The organism is Blastomonas sp., from assembly GCF_046294995.1.
Lineage (GTDB): Bacteria > Pseudomonadota > Alphaproteobacteria > Sphingomonadales > Sphingomonadaceae > Blastomonas.
The window spans coordinates 41,613-61,983 of the sequence record NZ_JBKBOG010000001.1; the positions used below are offsets into that span (position 1 = coordinate 41,613).

Below are 20,371 nucleotides of genomic sequence, written 5' to 3' on the forward strand. Positions count from 1 at the left end.
CGAGCCGAAGAAATGACTGGCCCTTCTGGCTGTTCAGTTGAGAACTGCTTGGCAGTTAACCGTCGGTCTTACTCATTCTTGGGCTGACTGACCCAACCGGGCGAAAATCGGGTAGCCGCGACGAAGGATGGGCTTCGGGAACAATGTCCCGATTTTTCGCCGTTAGTCCGGCAGAAGTTGATAAACCTTCCCTAGTTGATCTTCACTCCACGGCCCAGCACAGATCAGTCAGAAACGCCTCCTCATGCGCTGGACCAAAGAAATCTCGCAAGACGGAGACAAAGGCAGGCAGGCGCGCGCCCGGGCTCACGCGCAGATCCGTTGCAAGGCGAGTCAGCGCATTGCGCATGGCATTCACCGGATCGGGATCTGTTTCTTCAGCTTCATAATCTGCCAGCTGCCTGTCTAGATACGAGCGGACCTGCTCGCGAGCGACCTTCAATCGCTCGCAGTTCAGGCCGAGAAAATTGATCGTGGCCTGAAGGCGTACAACTGAAAGTCCTGCTGCCACTGAGTCAGTATTGACCTGCAATGTGCCGTCGATGTCCACTTTGAACGCATGAGGGGAAAGGGGAAGTTCAGTTGGCCGATAGGGCCTTTCGGCAATCGCGATCGCATCGGGATCCTCCTCGCCTTTTTTTTGCCCACAACTCAAATGATCGGCTGTCCCCAGCCCGAGCGGTCCATAAGGCGGAGCTAGATGCGGTTTCGAACCTCCCAGGCAGCATGCGTGCAAATTGGCGATATCGAAGGTCACGCCGTGAATTGGATTACCGCCATTGCTCTTGGGACGCCAATGCTCGATCTGACGCGCGGGTGTAGGAATGTTGGTGATCAAAAGGGTTTCGCAAAAAGCACACAGACCTCTTTGACTAAGCTCCAGTGTGTCAGCCAACTCCTGATAAGCGGCACGGTGGTTATTGCGGAAAATCGCCCAGTTCGACTCTTGCGGATTGGCGGCGCGAAAATCTGCCAGACCTGGCGGGTCTGCGGGGAGAGTTGCGCAGAACTTCATCGTCAGCTTTTTCGGGCTGCCCGGCGGCGCTTCTCAAGATTGAGCGTAGCTAAGATCGGATCATCGGGAGACGTTGCCTGCATTCGCTCGAAGACTTTCTTGGCGGCTGGGGTGTCTGCTTCGTCTTTCTTTAACCACGCGAGATATCGTTCGAGATCTGCGACAAACTGCGAGACATCTGCCGGCGGGCGCTCCGAAACGCCCATAGCGGATGTAAGCATGCGACCGCTTTCGGCACCTTCTGTCGATGGCACCGGTACGAGCGTGAGTTTATCGTCCAACCATTGAAGCCGCAGGATGTTGTGCTCTCGCAAGGTGGTAAGCACCTGCGGACTGTGCGTGGTCATTACAAACTGCACATTGGGGAATGCTGCCAGCAAGCCCTTGACGACAAGCTGTTGCCAGCGCGGATGAAGATGCAGATCGACCTCGTCGATCAGCACGATACCTGGGCTCGCGAGTGGGTCGTGCAGATGCGGGTTAAGATCGGCCATGCGTCGCGCAAGGTCCATGACGAGTGCGAGCATAACGCGGAACCCGCTACTCAGCTGATCGGCGGTAACAAGCACAGCTGCCTGTCCCTCGTTGCGCATCGTCATCGTCAATTGTGGTGGGCGACCAAGCATCCTTAGGTTTGAGACTTCAGGAATCAATGCCTCTACTGCGCGACGAACTGCATCAAGCCGCGTATCGCGATAAGCTGGGCCGCGCTCACGCTGCTCACGCAATTCCGCATTCTCAGCGTCTTCAAACCAACTGATGGCATCCTCGAAGATGAGTCGCCCGCCGAAGGCAGCCTGATAGGCGGAGCGGCGGTCAGCGCTGGGACGGTGGTGCAGCCTTGAGCGCTCATTCGCAAGATGCCCTCGGTCATCGCGATAGAAAGCGAGGATTGGGGCTGTCGAGTCGCCTTCTAGCAGGTCGGTCAAATACCGGATGGGCGCACGGTTGCGGTCCACCCTAACCTTGGGGCGGTCAACATATTGTTCGTCCAAGCGATATTCGGCACCGATCTCGCCTACCCGCGCATCGAGCTCGATCGAGAGAAACTGGGCACGATAGGGTTCACCGAGTAGATCGCCACGCGTTTCGACTGAGAAATCCGATACGACGATCTCAGGCTCGCGCCGCACTGTGCTATAGATTTCACGCAAGAGCGGCCGCAATGCGGTAACAATTGCCTCCAGTATGGCGGTCTTGCCAGTGGCATTGTCGCCGATCAGAACAGTCAGCTGAGGGTCAAGAGGGATATTGGCGTCACGTATGGCTCGGAAATTCTTTATCCGAACGCCTTTCAGCCTCAGCATGTCGTTGATGGTGTCCATGAGCGCTGATTAGCAGATTGCTCAGTCAACGGAAGATCGTTTGTCCGGCGCTTTGCGGGCCAATTGCGACGGTTAACCGCAAGCCAACCCCTTCGCCGTGCCATCGCGGCCTAGCCTTTAAATGAACAGGATCGGCCAGCCTCGCTCGTTAGACGACGTGTTCTGGTCGAACCGTAAACGTCAGCTGTCGGCGTGATCTGACGTTCAATGCACCGCTTGGTAAAGGCACGCATGTCCCACTATCTGGCATTTGCAGTTGGTGGCAGTCGATCCAAAGCTAGTCGCTCATTCCATCTTCCGCGAGCGTCCGGTATCGACGGAAGCTGACGATCAGGCCGGTTAGATTGGACGATAGGCAAGCCGTTCTAGTCGTCTCAGCTGTCGGTTGAGGCCGGGCGCGAGCGGGACCGACGGGTTTATTGAGCTGCGAGTTGCTTATTGCGGACCTTGCCTGTCGCGCTCAGACTCAAACGACGTGATCGTCCCGGTATGCTCCTCGACAAGCGACTGGAACGCCTCAAAGGCACTATAACAAAGGTCACGCTCAACGGCGAGCAAGTCTGCGACTTGATCGAGATTGAGCGGTTCGCTGCCACCGATGCCGTAGCAGATGCGCCCGTCCGCGCGAACGATGCGTGTGACCAACTCGCTCATCCCGATTAGAAAGCGCGCCGAGAACCGATGATTATACGCGTTGCGGAAGTCCTCGGTGGCCTCCTTGAACGCCGTGCCAGCGATGGGCTCGACACGTCGCTTGAACGACCGAAAACGTCGCCACCGCCTGCAGATAGGGTCGATATGATTCAGATAGAGCGCGCGTTCGGTCGGGAATTCATCTCGCCAACCTTGAATATCCTTCGCCATATTGGCCTGGTGGCAAAGATGGCCAGCCGCGTAGGCGAAGCGCGACTTGATCGCATAGGGACGCCCGAGTGCCACCGTCCCCAGCGTATCAATGAACTCATGCGAGACAGCCAGCTTCTCTTGGTCGGAGAGTGCGGCTGTGACACGCGCCCATGCGCGCAGCCGATGGACATCATGGGTCAAGTCGTTGATGATGTTCGCCAGCTCCGAGGCATAGTCGGACAACATGCTGGAATAGGCCATCCAGATGCCGCCGAGCGGGTCGGGTAACTTCCACCAGTGGTAAGGCATGAAGCGCCCGCCGATCGCGCTATGGTCAAGTTCGTGCCGATAGGCGGTGTAAAGCCGGATCGCGTCTTCGGACTGCTTGAGCGTAAACTTGTCCGGCTTAGGCATTGCGGCGAGCCCAATTGACCACCGACCACACCAGATCATCAACCGTGCTGCTCCCGACGGTGATGTCGCGGTGCGGCTCGATCCGATGATAGTCGCCGAGCGGCGCGGTCCCCCCGGTGAACCCGGTGCGGCGTGCGATAATGTTTTTGGTACGCCGGTTTTCCTGCCAATAGGTCACAATGGCCCGGTGTTTCGGCTCGTTCGGACTGCCGGGATGCAGCGCTCGCGCGTCGGGAAAGTGCATGTGGCGATGATGTGCGTGGAGCAGCGTGACATCGTAAAGCCGAGCGATGAAGGCGCGCATCTCGTCGAGGCTGCCAGCTGTGCCGACATCCTTGCATTCGATCGCCACGCGCGGGCGCCCCACTGGAATTCCGCCCGCCTTGCGAATTTCGGTCCCGACACTGTCGGGCACGATCGAGATGTCTATCTCATGCGTCGCCGCGCTGCGGCCAGCAAACTGGATGCCGTTCCACATCTCCCATTTCCTGTGCCGGCCCCAGCCAAAGCCGATCACGCTGGCATTGCCAGGACCCGCCGAACTCGCAGGAACGCCGGTCGGCGCGCCGCCGCGCTGGATGAAACGCCGGTCGGCATCGCCGGAACGGATGATCGTCCCATCCGATCGCTGGAGCCACACGCTGAAGCCGGCGTCGAGCAAGCCGCGCGCGATGCTGGTCATCACGAACAGCTCGAAGATTCGCCCGGCGCCGGAGGCGTGTTCGAGGGTGGTGACCCGGCCTACAATCGTGTCGAGCGCGGTTTGGACGGCAGGGATCATATCGGCTCCTGACCGCCCGCCGGCGCGGTCCACTCCGCCAACGCCGCCCGCAAGGCGGGGAAATCATCGCGGGCATCAGCGACATCCTTGCGACTGCTCTTCCGGTCGCCTTCGACATCAAGAAGGACCAATACCGTACCCTGCTCGGTTTTGGCGGATGCAGCTTGCGCCAAGTCTTGGGGACGCTCCGGCTCGTTAGTAGACTCGACAATGAGGTCGAGTGCGTCAACCGATACCTGCAACTGCTTCAGCGCGCTCTCGAGCCGCTCCGCGACGTAGGCGGCCGCCCATTCCACCTGCTCGCCCGCCGGTATCGGCTCGGGCTTCGTAAGCAACACCTGCGGCTCGCCGCGAGCCTTGGGTTGGGCATCGCTGCGGATCGACTTCCGGGCGGCTGCGAGCGCCTCCTCCGATTCCTCAGCTGTTCGGCCAAGCCGGATGCCCTCGATCAGCTCGAAGGCCAGCCAATCCAGCCGTGTCGCCACCAACGTCTCGATCAATTCGAGCACGCGCGAGTCGAGTGTCGCCATCGCTTCAGGTCCTTAGCAAGATGATCCGCCGGTATAAATCATGCTAGCGGACACGCCACCTGTCATCGACGCATCTACTTGCTATGTTGGCGGCACAAATTGTTCAAGATCCTTCCGCTTGCGGCACCGCGCCGGAATGACAACAAAGTCCCAAAGCCGGGCCGCCAGCTTGCACGGCTGAGGAGATTGACCGACGGCGGGCTTTGGCGAGCGGCAAACACCGGCTCGAACGACCGATCCGAGAGCGCGAAACGAACACTCACTTGGATCGTGGTAGGAGTTCGACCTTTGCATTTTTGCAAAACTCGGCCCAAGCCTGCATCATCTCGCGGCGCTTTTGAAGTGCATCCCCGCGACGATATGCCCTTTCAGTCTTTGACTGAATGGTGTGCGCCAGCGCCATCTCAATGTCCTGCTGGGCATAATTCGTCAGGTCGCCTGCCCAATCGCGGAACGTCGAACGGAAGCCGTGGACGGTTACCTTGACTTCCATCCGCTTGAGCAGCGCCAACATTGCCATGTTCGAGAGCATTCCTCCCTTGGGTGCTTCGAACACAAGATCGCGCGGTTCGGGTTCTGCTGGCCTCAGAGCTCTCAGAATAGCGAGCGCCGCATCTGACAGTGGGACAGTGTGTGCGCGCTTCGCCTTCATGCGTTCAGCTGGCACCGTCCATGTTGCCTGCTCCAGATCGACTTCATCCCAGCGCATGCCGATCACTTCACCCGTGCGGGCTGCGGTTAAGATCGCAAACTCAAGCGCACTGGCTGTCACCGCTGGTCGTTTACGAAGTTTGACCATGAAATCGGCAACCTGTGCGAAGGGCATAGCCTCATGATGGCCAACTTCGCCCTTGGTCTTGCGCGGGAGCAGGAATTCCAGGTTGCCTTTGAGCCGGGCTGGGTTGTCGCCAGTGCGGTGGCCCTTGACCGCCGCGCCGTCTAAAATCCGCTCGATCCGCTGACGCACGCGCGATGCGGTTTCCGCCTTGTCGAGCCAGATCGGCTGCAGCAGCGCCACTATGTCAGTAGCTGTCACCTGGTCGATCGGCTTGTCGATGATCGGCGCTGCATAGGTCGTAATGGTCGAGCGCCACTGCTTGCGATGCTTCTCGTTGCTGAACCCGCCCTCAATGCCGTCGATCAAATCAGTGGCCATCTCGCCGAAGGTCGGAATTCGCTGAGCTACGGCATGGACCTGCTTGCGCGCTTCAGCCGGATCAATGCCGGCAAGCTGAGCGGTTCTCAGCTCCGTGGCCTCCTTCCGCGCGTCGGCGAGGGATACGTTCAGCACCGATCCCAAGCCGATCTCTCGGCGCTTGCCGTTGAGCATGCCGATGTAAAGCCAGGACTTGGTGCCGCTCTTGCGCACACGCAGATAAAGCCCTCCACCGTCCGAGTAGACGTTGGGGGTCGTGAGGGCTGCGATTCTTTTGACGTTGAGCTTGTTGCGCAAGTGCATGGCGGCATCCTTCGCCCGATCATCGCACCAATCGGCCATGCCCTCAAGTCATAAAACTGGTCATAAAATAGGCCGCGCAACACCGCGATCTAACGCGAACCACTATGAACTAGGAATTGGCCGAAACACCCGTAAATCCGGGGAAATTTGCGTTCATGGTGGTGTGTTGTGAGGCGCTGAAGATCAGGCTCTGGCGGAGACGGAGGGATTCGAACCCTCGGTGGGAGTAATCCCCCCACGACGGTTTAGCAAACCGTTGGTTTCAGCCACTCACCCACGTCTCCGCATGGCACGCTTGGTATTGCGAGCAAGCCCCCTGCCAGGGGGCCGGTTGGTTGGCCAGAGCGCGCTATAGCGGGGGCATGTGCGGGGATCAACCGGATAAGTTGATCGCATGAAAATCACCGATAGCTTCGGCGGTTCGGGCCGAAATCTGCCGAATGCGGCGTTTCTGGCCGAGCCCGACTCGAGTCACCGTGCCATCGACTCGGGTCATCGCCGGTTCATTGTGCACGTCCCACAAATGCGGAAGTGCTGTGGTTAAGTGCATCTGCGGGAGGGAAGTTATGCGATCGGGGCTTTTTAAGCACATTCTGGCTGCGGCCGGGATGGTGGCCATGTCGCTGGGCGGGTCCGTCGCAGCGCCGGCATATGCGCAGATGACGTCGATCGACCCGAATGACGCGATCGATGCCGACCTTGCCCCGCGCAGCACGACCAGCCAGCGCCCGCCCGCAAGCGATGCGCCGCTCGATCAGGGCTATGATTACGGCACCCCCGATTCGGGCTTCGACAATGCGCCGGTGACCGCGACGACGCTGCCGCCTCCGCCCGCGCCGGCACAGCAGCCGGGCTTCGCGAACGCGCGCGGCGAACCTGCCAACGGCTATCAGCAGGACGACCTGATCGGCGCGGCCGAAGGCGTGTTCGGCAAGGGCGCCGAAGGGCTGGCCGGGCTGATCGAGGATATCCTGCGCAAACAGGGCGAACCCAACGGCTATATCGTCGGTCGCGAAGCGTCAGGCGCGTTCGTCGTGGGCTTGCGCTACGGATCGGGCACGCTGCACCACAAGGTGGAGGGCGAGCGGCCGGTCTACTGGACGGGCCCGTCGGTCGGCTTCGATGCCGGAGCCAATGCCGGCAACACCTTCGTGCTGGTCTACAACCTGTATGACAGCGAGGATCTCTACAAGCGCTTCGGCGCGGGCGAGGGCGCGGCATATCTCGTCGGCGGGTTCCACACCAGCTATCTGCGCCGCGGCGATGTCGTATTGATCCCGGTGCGCATGGGTCTGGGCCTCAGGCTGGGGATCAACGCCGGTTACATGAAGTTCACCCGCAAGCGCAATTTCGTGCCGTTCTAAGGTTTAGCCCGCAGGGTCGCACTGCCAACAAGGGCAAAGAAGGGCCGGCTGCCATCATAACGTGGCAGCCGGCCTTTTTGCCTTGCCCCGCAGCGCCCCTGTCGGCATGGAGACACGCGCATTTTCCTGACGCCGGTGCCCGTGGTTCCGGCAACATTCTTGCAGATATTTGGGGGATCGATCCGTGCTTGAACACCTGAACGCGCAACCGGCCGACGCGCTGCTCGCGCTCATCAAGCTTTATGCCGCAGACGAAAGGGCCGAGAAGATCGACCTTGGCGTCGGCGTCTATCGCACTGCCGATGGCGCAACGCCGGTTTTCGCGGCGATCAAGGCGGCAGAGGCGCGCCTGCTCGCGGACCAGAACAGCAAGAGCTATCTGGGCCCCGAAGGCGACATGGGCTTTGTCCGCGCGATCATGCCGTGGATGCTGGGCGATTTCGATCCTGCCGGGCGCATCGACGGTCTGCAGACCCCCGGCGGCACCGGTGCGGTGCGGCTGGCGGCGGACCTGCTGCTCAAGGCAGGGGTCAAGCGCATCTGGATGGGGACGCCAAGCTGGCCCAACCATGTGCAGATCCTGAACGCGGTGGGCCTGGCCTGCGAGACCTTCCGGCATCTCGACGTCGCGACCCAGCGGCTCGATTTCAATGCGCTCGAGACGGCGCTCGACAAAGCCGAAGCGGGCGATGCGGTGCTGCTGCACGGCTGCTGCCACAACCCCACCGGCGCGGACTACAGCGAAACCCAGTGGGACGAGATCGCCGAGACCGTGGCAGCCAAGCGGCTGGCCCCGCTGATCGACCTGGCCTATCATGGCCTGGGCCATGGCTTCGAAGCCGATGGCTATGGCCTGCGCGCGGTGCTCTCGAAGGTGCCCGAAGCGTTGATCGCGTATAGCTGCGACAAGAACTTCGGCCTGTATCGCGAGCGTGTCGGCGCGCTGTATGTGATGAGCGAAAGCCCCGCGCAGCAGGCTGCGATCCAGTCCAACCTGGCCGCGCTGGCGCGCGCCAACTGGTCGATGCCGCCCGATCATGGCGCGGCATCGGTGCGGATCGTGCTGGAAGACGAAGGCCTGACCAAGATCTGGCTGAACGAGCTTGAATCGATGCGGGCGCGGATGCGCGGCGTGCGCGATGCGCTGGCGGCACATCAGGCGATCGGATCGGTCAATCTTGCCGCGGTCGGCCAGCAGAACGGCCTGTTCTCGGTGTTGCAGCTGGGCCCGGAACAGATCGCCGCGCTGCGCGCCGATTGGGGCGTGTACATGGCGGGATCGGGCCGGATCAACATCGCCGGGTTCACCGACGCCAACATTCCGCACTTCATCGAGGGGCTGCGCGCGGTCACCGCCTGATTATCTGGATTGCTGCGATCTTCCGCACACTGCGCCGGATTTGCGTGGTGTAGGCAGGTCGCATGATCCATCATGCAAGCCTTCTGAAGATACGCGACCATGTGATCGCAGTGCTGGTGGCGGTGGCTGCCGGGCATGTCATCGGGCTGATCGATGTCGTCGGGTTTCTCCCACACGCCACGGTGGCTCTGGACCGATTGTCCGGCCAGGCGATCGGCATGGCGTTGTGCGGTCTGGTCTATGCCATCGTGATCACGGCGCTGGCCCGGCGGCGGGTCGTGGCCGGGCCGCTGTACCGCTGTGGCGAGACCCGGCCAGCCAGCGACCATGGCAAAAGCTTGGCGCATGGGTCCGGGCGGCTGCTCGACAGCTGGCAGTATCGTTGACCGATCCGCGCGCAGCATTTACCGCTGCTGGCCATGAAAACACCCCATATCCTGCTGATCGTCGGCGGCGGCATCGCGGCCTATAAGGCGTGCGAGCTGATCCGGCTGATCCGCAAGGCAGGCATGACCGTGCGCTGCGTGCTGACCGATGGTGGCGCGCAGTTCATCACCCCGATGACGCTGGCCGCCTTGAGCGAGAACGAGGTGTTCACGACGTTGTGGGACCTCAAGAACGAGACCGAGATGGGGCACATCCAGCTCAGCCGCGAGGCCGACCTGATCGTGGTCTGCCCGGCGACCGCCGACCTGCTCGCCAAGATGGCGGCGGGCATTTCCGACAGCCTGGCGACCACGGTGCTGCTCGCGACCGATACCCCGGTGCTCGCCGTGCCCGCGATGAACGTGCGGATGTGGCAGCACGCCGCAACGCAGCGCAATGTCGCCCAGCTTCGCGGCGACGGGGTGACGGTGATCGATCCCGACGATGGCGCGATGGCGTGTGGCGAGTATGGTCCGGGCCGGCTGCCCGAGCCAGTGGCGATCATGGGTGAGATCGAGCGCGCTCTCAATCTCCCCTCCCGCTGGCGGGAGGGGTGGCCGCAGGTTCTTCGCGGCAAGCGCGTGCTGATCACTGCAGGCCCGACGCACGAGCCGATCGATCCGGTGCGTTACATCGCCAACCGGTCGAGCGGTAAGCAGGGTTTCGCGATCGCCTCAGCGGCAGCGCAAATGGGCGCCGATGTCCATTTGATCGCGGGGCCGGTGAGCCTGCCAACGCCGCCGGGCGTGACCCGGATCGACGTCGAGACCGCGCGCGAGATGGCGGCAGCGGTAGAGGCTGCGCTGCCTGCCGATGTTGCGATAATGGTCGCAGCGGTGGCGGACTGGCGGACGGCGGACATGGCGGATCAGAAGATCAAGAAGACCGGCGGCTCGTTGCCGACGCTACAGCTGGCGGAGAATCCGGATATTCTCGCCGGGCTGGCGCGCGATGACCGGCGACCTGCACTGTTGATCGGCTTTGCCGCCGAGACCGAAAATGTCGTCGCGCACGCCCAGGCCAAGCTGGCGCGCAAGGGCTGCGATTGGATCGTCGCCAATGACGTCTCGGGTGACGTTATGGGTGGCAGCGACAACGCGGTGCACATCGTCACCGGCGACGGCGTCGAAAGCTGGGCCAACCTGCCCAAGGATCAGGTCGCGCGCAAACTCATGGAGAAAATCGCCGATGCCGTCCGCTGATCACCCGCTGCCGCCAATCACGATCCGGCTCAAGCGGCTCGACAATGGTGCTGGCCTGCCGCCGCCGGCCTATGCGACCGACGGCGCGGCGGGGATGGACGTGGTGTCAGCCGAAGAGCTCGACCTGATGCCGGGGCAGCGGCACGCGGTCGCCACCGGTTTTGCCATCGCGATTCCCGATGGCTATGAGGTGCAGGTACGCCCGCGCTCTGGCCTTGCGCTCAAGCATGGCATCACCGTGCCCAATACGCCGGGCACGATCGACAGCGATTATCGCGGTGAGCTTAAGGTGATCCTGATCAACCATGGCGATGCGCCCTTCCCGATCCGCCGCGGCGACCGGATCGCGCAACTGGTGGCAGCGCCGGTGCAGCGCGCGGCATTCGAAGAGGTCGACGATCTCGATGCCACCGCGCGCGGGGCAGGGGGCTTCGGCTCGACGGGGGTGTGATATCTCTCCCCTACCGTTTGCGGGAGGGGTGGCTGCAGGCCGGGGTGGGCGCGAAGCCGCAGGCGAGCGTTACGACCGCTCCTGTTCAGGCCCACCCCGGTCCGGCAAGCCGGACCTGCCCCTCCCGCAAGCGGGAGGGGAAAGGGCCTCAGTGTTATTTACCGCCGCTGGCGAACCGGCCTAACCGTCTTTTCGCCTTCCGGAGCGATGGAGATCTGGACGGCTTCACCCGAACGGCCCGGGAAATCGGTGAAGATCGCCTCGACCAGATTGGGAACCAGATATTGCAGGTTCTTGCTGCGCGACTGCGCTTCCGCGCGGCCTTCAAACAGGCGGCTGTTGTCGGCGGTACGGTCGATCTTCAGATCGATCTCGCTGGTATAGACCGTGTAGCTGCGAACGTCGTTGTTCCAGCCATTGCCGAAGATGAACGGATCGTTGAACCCCCAGCCGAATGGACGGCGACCATAGAAGCCGCCGCGGCCCCACGGACCGAACCCGCCGCCAAATCCACCGCCGAAATTATCCGACACGATCTTTTCGCGACCGTTGTCCACGGTGTAGGCAAAGCTCACCACCATGTCGGCGCGCGCGGGATCGTTGGCGGGAACATAACCGAGCTGCGCCATCCGCTGCGTGACGAGCCCGGCATATTGGCCGAACTCGAGCCCGCCCTGAAGGCGCGGATCGGAAGCGGTGACCACGAAGCTTTGTCCTTGCGGAGCGGGCAACGCCTGGAAACGGGCGACGTCCGCCTTGAAAGGCGTGGCACATGCCGAAAGCGCGAGCGCCAGCGCGGGCACCGCAATCAAGGCAGCACGGCGTGAAAAGCGGCTGCGAACAGTCATCAGTGTCTCTCCATCACGGACCTGCAACCCTGCGCGGCCCGAATATGGATATAGGACTAGTCGATCGCGAATGAACCCCGTTTGAACGCAATTGCGACAATCGGACTCAGATTTTTCCGCCGTCGTGCCATTCAGAGATGCCGCCAGGCGATCAATACGGGAAACCCGATCAGCGCATCAGCCCCAGCGCGTCATAGGCAGCATCAAGCGTCGGCTGCGCCACGGCGCGGGCCTTTTCCGCGCCCTTGACCAGAATTGCATCGAGCGCGGTGTCGTCGTCCTTGAGCGCGACGAAGCGCTCGCGGATCGGGCGCAGCGTCTCGATCAGCACCTCGGCGAGCGCAGGCTTGAACGCGCCGAAGCCCTGGCCTGCGAACTGTGCGCACACCGCATCGGGGGTCGTTTCGGTCAGCGTCGCATAGATGCCGACGAGGTTGAGCGCCTCGGGGCGGCCTTCGAGCGCCGATGCCAGCTCGGGCAGCGGCTCGGGGTCGGTCTTGGCCTTGCGGATCTTCTGCGCGATCGCATCGTCGTCGTCGGTCAGGCTGATCCGGCTCATTTCCGAGGGGTCGGACTTGGACATCTTGGCGGTGCCATCACGCAAGGACATGATCCGCGCCGATTCCTTGGGGATGTACGGATCGGGCAAAGTGAACAGCTCGACCCCGAAATCGGTGTTGAACTTGGTGGCGATATCGCGGGTCAGCTCCAGATGCTGCTTCTGGTCCTCGCCCACCGGAACGTGCGTCGCCTGATAGAGCAGGATGTCTGCAGCCTGCAGTACCGGATAGACGAACAGCCCGATGCTCGCGCCTTCGCGGTTTTTGCCCGCCTTGTCCTTGAACTGGGTCATCCGGTTGAGCCAGCCGATGCGGGCAGTGCCGTTGAGCAACCAGGCCATTTCGGCATGCGCGGGCACGCGCGCCTGGTTGAACAGCACGCTGCGGTCTGCGTCGATGCCGCAGGCGATCAGCGCCGCCGCCATCTCGCGTACGTTGCGGATGCGGGTTTCGCGCTCTTCGGTCACGGTGATCGAGTGCAGGTCGGCAAGGAAGAAGAAGCAGGCGCTTGTCGCGTCCATCTCGTCCTGCATCTTCACCCAGTTGCGGATCGCGCCCAGATAGTTGCCCAGATGCAGATTGCCGGTCGGCTGGATGCCGGAAAGGACGCGCATGATGTTGTTCTCTTTCGCTGAATGCGGGAGGTGGTGGCGCTGCCTCACGCCTTGCGGCGCAGCATCGCCTTGATGTCGCCGAGCCGGTAGGTGCCCAGCGCCAGCGCTGCGAGCCCATACAACGCCGCCCCGCCGCCGCACAAGACCGCAAGTGTCGCGATCCGTTCGATCAGCCTGCCGTCCATGAAGCTGTCGGCGAGCCGCGAGCCCAGCCACAACGCCACGCCCATCACTACTGCTGCCACCAGAATCCGCCACAATTTGGCGATCAACCGCGCATCAGGCTGGATATGGCCGCGCTTGTACAGCACCCCGAACAGCAAGCCGACATTGACCCAGGCAGAGATCGCGGTCGCCACGCCGACGCCGACATGCCCCAAAGGCCAGATCAGGATGAGGTTGCCGATCAGGTTCACCAGCATCGCGACCAGTGCCAGCCGCACCGGGGTCTTGGTATCGGCGCGCGCGTAGAAGCCCGGGGTCAGCACCTTGATCAGCACGTAAGCCGGCACCCCGCACGAGAACGCGGCGAGCACGCGTGCGGTCGCGACCGTGTCGGCGGCGGTGAACGCGCCGTACTGGAACACGCCGTGGATGATCGGCACGGCGGCGACCACCAGCGCCACCGCGGCGGGCAGCGCCAGAAACAGCGCGAGTTCGAGCGCGCGGTTCTGGGTGTTGTTGGCAGCCTTGGGGTCGCCGCTGCCGATCTGGCGAGAGAGCATCGGCAGGATCGCGGTGCCGACACCGATCCCGATCAGCCCCAAAGGCAGCTGGTTCAACCGGTCGGCGTAATAGATCCACGAAACCGCGCCTTCGCTGAGGTAGCGCGCGGCGAGCGAGGTCGAGATCAGCAGGTTGAACTGGATCGCGCCCTGGCCGATCGCGGCAGGCGCGATCAGCACCAGCATTGCCTTGACGTCGGGCGAGAGCCGCGGGCGCGAAAGCTTTAGGACGATGCCGTTGGCGCGGCAGGCAAGGATCAGCCACGCCAGTTGCAGCACGCCCGCGACCGTCACCGCGATTGCCTGGGTGATGGCGGTATCGGCCTCATTCTGGCCGCGAAACAGCAGCAAGGCTGCGATCATGCAGATGTTGAGCAAAATCGGCGCTGCGGCGTTGACCCAGAAACGGTTGATCGAATTGAGGATGCCGCCGAGCAGCGAGACCAGCGAAATCAGCCCGAGATAGGGGAAGGTGATGATCGTCAGGTGCCGGGCGAGCGCGAATTTCTCAGGTCCCCCATCGGGAAAGCCGCCGGTCATCGCATAGACGACCGGGCCGGCGGCCAGCATCATGATCGCCGTGAACACGATCAGGAACGGCACCAGCACCGACAGCACCTGGCCCGCAAACACGCGCGCGGCGTCCATTCCGGTGCCGGGCGCGTCCTTGTCGGCCTCTGCCAGCCTGCGGTTGAACATCGGCACGAAGACTGCGGCGAACGCGCCTTCGGCAAACAGCGCGCGAAACAAATTGGGCAGCCGCCACGCGATCAGGAAGGCATCGGCGGCCATGCCGGCGCCGACATAGCGCGCCATCAGCATGTCGCGCACCATGCCCAGCACCCGGCTGACCAACGTCAGCCCGCCGATGGTGGACACGGCGCGGAGCAGGTTCATGCCGATAGCGCCCTATCGCGTTTCAGGCTCAGGCGCTGCCTTCTGCCGGCGGCATCGGGGCGCCGAAATTGGGATCCTGGCTCTGCTGTTCGTAAAGCGCGGCAAAATCGATCGGCTCGAGCACCAGCGGCGGGAAGCCCGCGTCGCGGATGACGTTGCCCAGGATCAGGCGGATGGTGGGGAACACCATGCGCGGCGTGTCGGCGAACAGGAAGCGGCGGACCTGCTCTTCGTCCATGCTGCGGATGCCGACCAACGCGCCATAGGCCAGTTCCACCAGATAGGCGGTGCCCTGCTCGGCCTTGGCGGCGATGGTGTAGGTGCAGATCATCTCATGCACTTCTTCGTTGAGCTGGCGCGATTCGGCGCGGAACTGGACGTCGAACGCCAGCTGGCCCGGCCACTGGAAGCTGTCGGGCGCATTGGGGTTCTCGACCGACAGGTCCTTGACATATTGCGAGATCAGGCCCGCCTGCGGCCCGGACGCGCCATTCAGCATTGGATTTGATGAGCTCACGGTGCCGTCTTCGGCCATGGATAATCCCTTTCAATGATTTGCGCAGCCAGCGCGTCATGCGCGGCGCTCTAATCGTGCTTACCACGCGGTGCAAGGGCGCCAAACGACAGTGCGATGCAAGTTTTTGTCGGCCAAAGCAATTTGCATATTGGCCGACATGCCCTATGTTGAGCATTCGCGCTGACCTTTTTGCAGCACAGTTGTTTTAGCGGGCGGGCATACGGGAAGAATTGTGACGGTAGAAATCATCATCTTGGCCATGGTTGCAGCGTTTCTGGGGCTTCGGCTCTACTCGGTCCTGGGCAAACGCACCGGGCACGAACAGGAACCGCTGACCCGCGGCATGGATACGCCGGTCGCCAAACGCCCGACCTCGATCGAGCGCCCGCAGCTCGACGACAAGCCGGTTGCGTTGACCCCCGGCACCTCGACCGTGTTCGACATCGCAGCCGAACCCGGCATCCGCCAGATGCTCGCTGCCGACCGGATTTTCGATGTCGCCCGTTTCCGCGATGGCGCCAAGGCGGCTTATGGCATGATCCTCGAAGCCTTCTGGGCGGGCAACCGCGAAGACCTGCGCAATCTGTGCGACGACGAAGTGTTCGAAAGCTTCTCCAGCTCGATCGACCAGCGCACTGCGCGCGGCGAAACGCTGGAAAACCGGCTGGTCCGGATCGACGAGGCGCGAATCATCGATGCCGAATACGACGCGCCGACCGCGCGCATCACGGTGCGTTTCGATGCGGATATCGCCGCGGTGGTTCGCGGACCCGATGGCGAGCTGGTCGCCGGCTCGCTGACCGATGCGGTAGAAACCCACGACCTGTGGACCTTCGCCCGCGATCTGCGCAGCAACGATCCCAACTGGATTCTGGTCGAAACCGATCAGGCCTGATGTGGTCCGACCGGGGGATCGTCATGCGCCGTCTGGCAGTCGGACTGCTGCCGTTGGCGCTGACCGCCTGTGCAGGTGTCGTTCCTTCAGGTGAAACCAGTTCCGCACCGCCGCCTGCGCGGCTGCCTTATGAAACTGCACAACCGGTAGCAGGTGCGGCACGGCAGATCCCACCGGCTGCGCCGACGGGCCCGGCATCCGGTTACGCCATTCCGCGCGCGACGCCGCTGCCGGCGATGGCGGGCGCTGCGATCACCGCCAGCACCGATATCACCACGGCCGCCGGACAGATGCTGCGCCGGGGGCCGAGCATCTCCAGCCTGCCGATCGCGCCCGACGACGCCCGCTCGGCGCTGGTCGCCTTCCGGCTGACCTGCCCTGCGGTCACCAAGCGCACCGACGCCAGCGGCCTGACCCGTCCTGAAGACTGGCGCGCACCCTGTGCCGCCGCTGCCGGATGGCCCGACAACGATGCTGCGCGCTTCTTTGCCGAGCAGCTCGAAGCGGTGCAGGTGGGCGAGGGCGCAGGCTTTGCCACCGGCTATTTCGAGCCCGAGATCGCGGGATCACGCACCCGCGCACCGGGCTTCGACGTTCCCGTCTATGGCCGCCCGGCTGACCTGATCGATGTCGACCTGTCGCAATTCTCTCCCGAATGGGCGGGCAAGCGCGTGCGCGGCAAGCTCAAGGGCACCGATCTCGTGCCCTATGACGACCGCACCCAGATCGAGCAGGGATCGCTGGGTGGCCGCGCGCCGGTGATCGCCTGGGCCGCAGACGCGATCGACTTCTTCTTCCTGCAGGTGCAGGGTTCGGGCCGGTTGCGCGCGCCCGATGGATCGGTGGTGCGGATCGGCTATGCCAGCCAGAACGGGCGCGATTATACCGGCATCGGCGCACTGATGCGCGACCGCGGCCTGCTCGCGTCGGGCCAGGCGAGCATGCAGGGCATCGTCGCCTATCTGCGCGCCAATCCCGAGGAAGGCCGCGCGATCATGCGCGAGAACAAGAGCTTCGTCTTCTTCCGCGAGCTGACCGGCCCCGGCCCATTGGGCGCATTGGGCTATCAGGTCGAGGCAGGCAGCAGCGTCGCTGCGGATCCCAAATTCGTGCCTTTGGGTGCGCCCGTGTTCCTCTCGATGGACCGCGCCGAGCCCAACGGGCTGTGGGTGGCGCAGGATACCGGCGGCGCGATCAAGGGGGCCAACCGTTTCGATACTTTCTGGGGTGCGGGCGAGCAGGCCAAGGTCATCGCCGGCGGCATGTCCGCGCGCGGGCTCGCGCTGATCCTGTTGCCGCGCGGCAGCTACGACCGGCTGGCGCAGCAGGCGCGCTGAGCGATGAGCCGGCGGCCGCTTTCTGATGCGGAAGCGGCCCTGTGGAAGCGGGTGATCGCGACCGTCGAGCCGTTCAAGGACAAGGTGCAATCCTCTCCGCTCTCAACCAAAAAAGCCCTCCCCCTTGATGGGGGAGGCCACCCTGTTGATCGGGCTGGTGGGGGTGATCGCGCCGCCAGGTCCGGTGCTGGAGGCGCGCTCACCCCCACCGCTGCGACTAGGCCGCACGCGGCCAAGTCTCGCTCCTCCCCCATCAAGGGGGAGGATTTTCTTCGTTCAGATCCTGCCAAACCCACCCCATCCTGGACCTTCACCGAGGCCGCGCGGCCCTCGGTCGCGGGTAATCTCGATGGGCATTGGGACCGGCGGTTGGCCAAGGGCGGGGTGCAGCCCGACGTTACGATCGATCTGCACGGGCACACGCTTGTCAGCGCCTATGCGCGGCTCGATATGGCGCTGGGGCAGGCCAAGGCGGCGGATATGCGGCTGATGCTGCTGATCACCGGCAAGGCGCGCACGCCCAACAGCGGTCGCGGCGCGATCCGCGGGGCGGTGTCGGACTGGCTGCAATCGTCGCGCCATGCGGCCGACATCGCTGCGGTGCGCAACGCTCACCCCCGGCATGGCGGGGATGGGGCGTTGTACATCGTGTTGCGGCGGCGGCGGGGTTGAGCCGCTAGCCTTTGCGCGACGTCCCTCGACTTCGCTCGGGATCGCGGCAAGGTTGTAAAGAACTAACCACCCCCGTTTGTCCCGAGCGAAGTCGAGGGACGTTGCGCAAGGGTATCTGCCTCAATCCTCCTTGGGATCGAACTCGAGCGATGCGCTGTTCATGCAGTAGCGCAAACCTTCAGGTCCCGGGCCATCGGGGAAGACATGGCCCAGATGGCCGTCGCAGCGCGCGCAGCGCACCTCGGTGCGGGTCATGCCATGGCTAGTGTCGACGATCTCGGCGACCGCTTCGCCCTCGACCGGGGCGGTAAAGCTGGGCCAGCCCGATCCGCTGTTGTACTTGGCATCCGATTCGAACAACGGCGCCCCGCATCCGGCACAGCGGTACATGCCCTCGCCCTTGTGGTCGTTGTATTTGCCGGTGAAGGCGCGCTCGGTGCCGCCTTCGCGCAGCACGTGATATTGTTCGGGGCTGAGCTTTGCGCGCCAATCGGTGTCGCTGATCTTGGTGTCTGCCATGGGTCTCTCCTGGGGAGAGATCAACATGGGCCGATAGTGGCGACAGTCAAGACGCGCGAGCGGCAACCCGCGCGATTTCGAGGAGTTCCTGCTCGAGCAGCAATGCAGGACCGGGGGTGGCACGCATCATCGCCTGCTGCAGGTTGAGCAACCGTTCGATCAGCCGTGCCATGTGCTGCGGGCGACCCCAGGCGCGCAATTGCCGGGTCCAGTCCTGCGGACTGCCGCCGCCCCAGAGCCGACGGCTTCGCATCTCCTGCGTCACCCATCCGCCGATATCGCGCGCATTGCCCATGCGCTGCGCAGCCGCCGCCAGCTGCATCACCTGGCGCTGCATCACGATGACCAGGCCGACCTCGGACACCGCCTGCTCGCGCATCCGTTTCAGCTCTTCGGGCAACCGGCGCAGATCACCCGACAGCGCCGCCGTGATGATCGGCTGCATTGCATCGTCCTCGGCATCGGCGCGCAGTGCGGCGATCGCCTCGCGGGTCACGGGCTTGGGCTCGGCGGGCGACGAATCAAGATAGAGCGAGAGCTTCTCGATCTCCTGCGCCGCAAGCCTGCGATCGGCCGCGGTGAAGCCGGCGATGACGTGCGCCAGGTCGGGCTCGATCGTCAGCCCTGCTTCGCGCCCGAGTTCGGCGACGATCCGGGCCATGTCGTCAGCGCCGGGCAACTTGGTCTGCACCGCGAGCGTATTGGGCGCGGCGAGCACGGCCTTGGCGATCCGCGATTTCTCGCTGATCCCGCTTGCCAGCATGATCACCGGGTTGATCGTCTTGTCTGCGGCGATCAGCGCCTCGACCGCGGCCAGGCTCTCTTCGCCGGTGGTGGTCACGCGGATATAGCGGGTGTCGCCGAACAGCGACATCGACGCGGCCTCTGCGGCGAGCAGCGAGGGGTCACGCGACAGCTGCGATCCGTCGAGATCGGTGCGCTCGATGCCTTTGCCAAGGCTTTCGGCGATGGTGGACGCGAGCGCGGCGTTGCCGCCATCATCGGTGCCGAAGATCAAATACAGGCGGATTTCGGGTCGCGGCTTGCGCGCCAGCGCACGGATCGCTGCGGCGTCCGCCTTCATTGCGCCGCGACCCTCATTGGGCCTGCGATACCTCGCGCGCGAACAGCGAGAGCCGGGTGACGATCTGATTGGCGATCTCGAGCGACAGGTTTTCCAGCGCGCGATTTTCGGCCGCGATGGTCGCATATTCGCTGCTGACGATGTCGATGCCCGCGTCAGAGGCGGCGGTGGCATCGAGCACCACCTCGCCGGTCGCGGTTTCGACCAGTTGATAGCGTGCGCGCAACGTGCGGCGTTCGCGGGTCACCTGATCGTTGGCGAGCAGGCCGAAGCCGGTGATCCGGTCGTCAAGCGCCACCTGCAGCTGGAACCGGCTGTTGCCGCCGCCCAGCGCATCGAGCCGGTCGTCGAGCGCGTTCTTGACCAGCCAGCCCGCGCGGCCCGGGATCGGCGCGACGGTGACATCGCCCAACGTGGTCGCGACCGCGCCCTGCGTCCCGGAGGAATACAGCGGCTGCATCCCGCAAGCGGAGAGGCTGGCGAGCAGCGCGAGGGGGAGAAGGGCGCGCATCATTCAAATCCTCCCCTGC

At 63.6% G+C, this 20,371-nt stretch carries 22 protein-coding genes and 1 tRNA gene; 8 read left to right on the forward strand and 15 right to left on the reverse strand.

Annotated elements, in window-relative coordinates:
• Nucleotides 1-202 precede the first annotated feature (202 nt).
• The 8 genes from ACK4R0_RS00175 to ACK4R0_RS00210 form a co-directional block, all read right to left on the reverse strand.
• Nucleotides 203-1,015, reverse strand: coding sequence for a retron system putative HNH endonuclease (locus ACK4R0_RS00175; protein ID WP_409668467.1), 813 nt, complete (start codon nucleotides 1,013-1,015; stop codon nucleotides 203-205).
• Nucleotides 1,016-1,017: 2 nt separating this feature from the next.
• Complete coding sequence (locus ACK4R0_RS00180; RefSeq protein WP_409668470.1) at nucleotides 1,018-2,340, reverse strand: AAA family ATPase; 1,323 nt, start codon at nucleotides 2,338-2,340, stop codon at nucleotides 1,018-1,020.
• A gap of 435 nt (nucleotides 2,341-2,775) precedes the next feature.
• Entirely contained in the window at nucleotides 2,776-3,600 is an 825-nt protein-coding gene (locus ACK4R0_RS00185; RefSeq protein ID WP_409668473.1) for a hypothetical protein, read from the reverse strand.
• A complete protein-coding gene (locus ACK4R0_RS00190; RefSeq protein WP_409668476.1) occupies nucleotides 3,593-4,381 on the reverse strand; it encodes a hypothetical protein in 789 nt (262 codons plus the stop codon). Before ACK4R0_RS00190 ends, ACK4R0_RS00185 begins: the two co-directional genes overlap by 8 nt.
• Entirely contained in the window at nucleotides 4,378-4,911 is a 534-nt protein-coding gene (locus tag ACK4R0_RS00195; protein WP_409668479.1) for a hypothetical protein, read from the reverse strand. The genes ACK4R0_RS00190 and ACK4R0_RS00195 overlap by 4 nt, the downstream gene beginning before the upstream one ends.
• A gap of 259 nt (nucleotides 4,912-5,170) precedes the next feature.
• Nucleotides 5,171-6,409 carry a tyrosine-type recombinase/integrase gene (locus tag ACK4R0_RS00200; protein WP_409668482.1) on the reverse strand — a complete coding sequence of 413 codons (1,239 nt, stop codon included), beginning with the start codon at nucleotides 6,407-6,409 and terminating at the stop codon, nucleotides 5,171-5,173.
• Between the two features lie 152 nt (nucleotides 6,410-6,561).
• Nucleotides 6,562-6,654 (reverse strand) — tRNA-Ser (locus ACK4R0_RS00205).
• Between the two features lie 89 nt (nucleotides 6,655-6,743).
• Nucleotides 6,744-6,989, reverse strand: coding sequence for a hypothetical protein (locus ACK4R0_RS00210; RefSeq protein ID WP_409670922.1), 246 nt, complete (start codon nucleotides 6,987-6,989; stop codon nucleotides 6,744-6,746).
• Here ACK4R0_RS00210 and ACK4R0_RS00215 point away from each other — a divergent pair.
• The 5 genes from ACK4R0_RS00215 (at nucleotide 6,937) to dut (ending at nucleotide 11,173) form a co-directional block, all read left to right on the forward strand.
• Entirely contained in the window at nucleotides 6,937-7,734 is a 798-nt protein-coding gene (locus tag ACK4R0_RS00215; protein ID WP_409668485.1) for a DUF1134 domain-containing protein, read from the forward strand. The genes ACK4R0_RS00210 and ACK4R0_RS00215 overlap by 53 nt on opposite strands.
• A gap of 184 nt (nucleotides 7,735-7,918) precedes the next feature.
• Nucleotides 7,919-9,094, forward strand: a complete 1,176-nt coding sequence (locus ACK4R0_RS00220) for an aromatic amino acid transaminase (RefSeq protein WP_409668487.1) — start codon at nucleotides 7,919-7,921, stop codon at nucleotides 9,092-9,094.
• Nucleotides 9,095-9,156: 62 nt separating this feature from the next.
• Nucleotides 9,157-9,480 carry a hypothetical protein gene (locus ACK4R0_RS00225; protein WP_409668490.1) on the forward strand — a complete coding sequence of 108 codons (324 nt, stop codon included), beginning with the start codon at nucleotides 9,157-9,159 and terminating at the stop codon, nucleotides 9,478-9,480.
• A 33-nt stretch (nucleotides 9,481-9,513) separates the two neighbouring features.
• Nucleotides 9,514-10,722: a bifunctional phosphopantothenoylcysteine decarboxylase/phosphopantothenate--cysteine ligase CoaBC gene (gene coaBC / locus ACK4R0_RS00230; RefSeq protein WP_409668493.1), complete on the forward strand. Its 1,209-nt coding sequence runs from the start codon at nucleotides 9,514-9,516 to the stop codon at nucleotides 10,720-10,722.
• Nucleotides 10,709-11,173 (forward strand): dUTP diphosphatase, encoded by a 465-nt coding sequence (gene dut, locus ACK4R0_RS00235; protein WP_409668496.1) that lies wholly within the window; start codon nucleotides 10,709-10,711, stop codon nucleotides 11,171-11,173. Before coaBC ends, dut begins: the two co-directional genes overlap by 14 nt.
• Nucleotides 11,174-11,331: 158 nt before the next feature.
• On the opposite strand, the gene ACK4R0_RS00240 is transcribed toward dut, so the two are convergent.
• The 4 genes from ACK4R0_RS00240 to secB all read right to left on the reverse strand — a co-directional run bounded on the left by ACK4R0_RS00240 (nucleotide 11,332) and on the right by secB (nucleotide 15,352).
• Complete coding sequence (locus ACK4R0_RS00240) at nucleotides 11,332-12,021, reverse strand: DUF4136 domain-containing protein (RefSeq protein ID WP_409668498.1); 690 nt, start codon at nucleotides 12,019-12,021, stop codon at nucleotides 11,332-11,334.
• A 169-nt stretch (nucleotides 12,022-12,190) separates the two neighbouring features.
• Nucleotides 12,191-13,195 carry a tryptophan--tRNA ligase gene (gene trpS / locus ACK4R0_RS00245; RefSeq protein WP_409668501.1) on the reverse strand — a complete coding sequence of 335 codons (1,005 nt, stop codon included), beginning with the start codon at nucleotides 13,193-13,195 and terminating at the stop codon, nucleotides 12,191-12,193.
• A 44-nt stretch (nucleotides 13,196-13,239) separates the two neighbouring features.
• On the reverse strand, nucleotides 13,240-14,817 hold the full coding sequence (murJ, locus tag ACK4R0_RS00250) for a murein biosynthesis integral membrane protein MurJ (protein ID WP_409668504.1): 1,578 nt from the start codon (nucleotides 14,815-14,817) through the stop codon (nucleotides 13,240-13,242).
• A 28-nt stretch (nucleotides 14,818-14,845) separates the two neighbouring features.
• Nucleotides 14,846-15,352, reverse strand: a complete 507-nt coding sequence (gene secB / locus ACK4R0_RS00255; protein ID WP_409668507.1) for a protein-export chaperone SecB — start codon at nucleotides 15,350-15,352, stop codon at nucleotides 14,846-14,848.
• Between the two features lie 214 nt (nucleotides 15,353-15,566).
• On the opposite strand from secB, the gene ACK4R0_RS00260 reads away from it, so the two are divergent.
• Genes ACK4R0_RS00260 through ACK4R0_RS00270 form a run of 3 tightly spaced genes read left to right on the forward strand, consistent with a single transcriptional unit; the run spans nucleotide 15,567 to nucleotide 18,238 of the window.
• Complete coding sequence (locus ACK4R0_RS00260) at nucleotides 15,567-16,229, forward strand: Tim44/TimA family putative adaptor protein (RefSeq protein WP_409668509.1); 663 nt, start codon at nucleotides 15,567-15,569, stop codon at nucleotides 16,227-16,229.
• Nucleotides 16,230-16,252: 23 nt separating this feature from the next.
• Nucleotides 16,253-17,566 (forward strand): murein transglycosylase A, encoded by a 1,314-nt coding sequence (locus ACK4R0_RS00265; protein ID WP_409668512.1) that lies wholly within the window; start codon nucleotides 16,253-16,255, stop codon nucleotides 17,564-17,566.
• Nucleotides 17,567-17,569: 3 nt separating this feature from the next.
• Nucleotides 17,570-18,238: a Smr/MutS family protein gene (locus tag ACK4R0_RS00270; RefSeq protein WP_409668515.1), complete on the forward strand. Its 669-nt coding sequence runs from the start codon at nucleotides 17,570-17,572 to the stop codon at nucleotides 18,236-18,238.
• Between the two features lie 120 nt (nucleotides 18,239-18,358).
• Here ACK4R0_RS00270 and msrB read toward each other — a convergent pair whose 3' ends face one another.
• The 3 genes from msrB to lptE are packed head-to-tail and all read right to left on the reverse strand — an operon-like array spanning nucleotide 18,359 to nucleotide 20,352.
• A complete protein-coding gene (gene msrB / locus ACK4R0_RS00275; protein ID WP_409668518.1) occupies nucleotides 18,359-18,757 on the reverse strand; it encodes a peptide-methionine (R)-S-oxide reductase MsrB in 399 nt (132 codons plus the stop codon).
• A gap of 46 nt (nucleotides 18,758-18,803) precedes the next feature.
• Nucleotides 18,804-19,841 (reverse strand): DNA polymerase III subunit delta, encoded by a 1,038-nt coding sequence (holA, locus tag ACK4R0_RS00280; protein WP_409668521.1) that lies wholly within the window; start codon nucleotides 19,839-19,841, stop codon nucleotides 18,804-18,806.
• Nucleotides 19,842-19,854: 13 nt separating this feature from the next.
• The gene (lptE, locus tag ACK4R0_RS00285) at nucleotides 19,855-20,352 is read right to left on the reverse strand and encodes an LPS assembly lipoprotein LptE (RefSeq protein WP_409670829.1); all 498 of its coding nucleotides are present in this window, start codon (nucleotides 20,350-20,352) and stop codon (nucleotides 19,855-19,857) included.
• Between the last annotated feature and the right edge of the window lie 19 nt (nucleotides 20,353-20,371).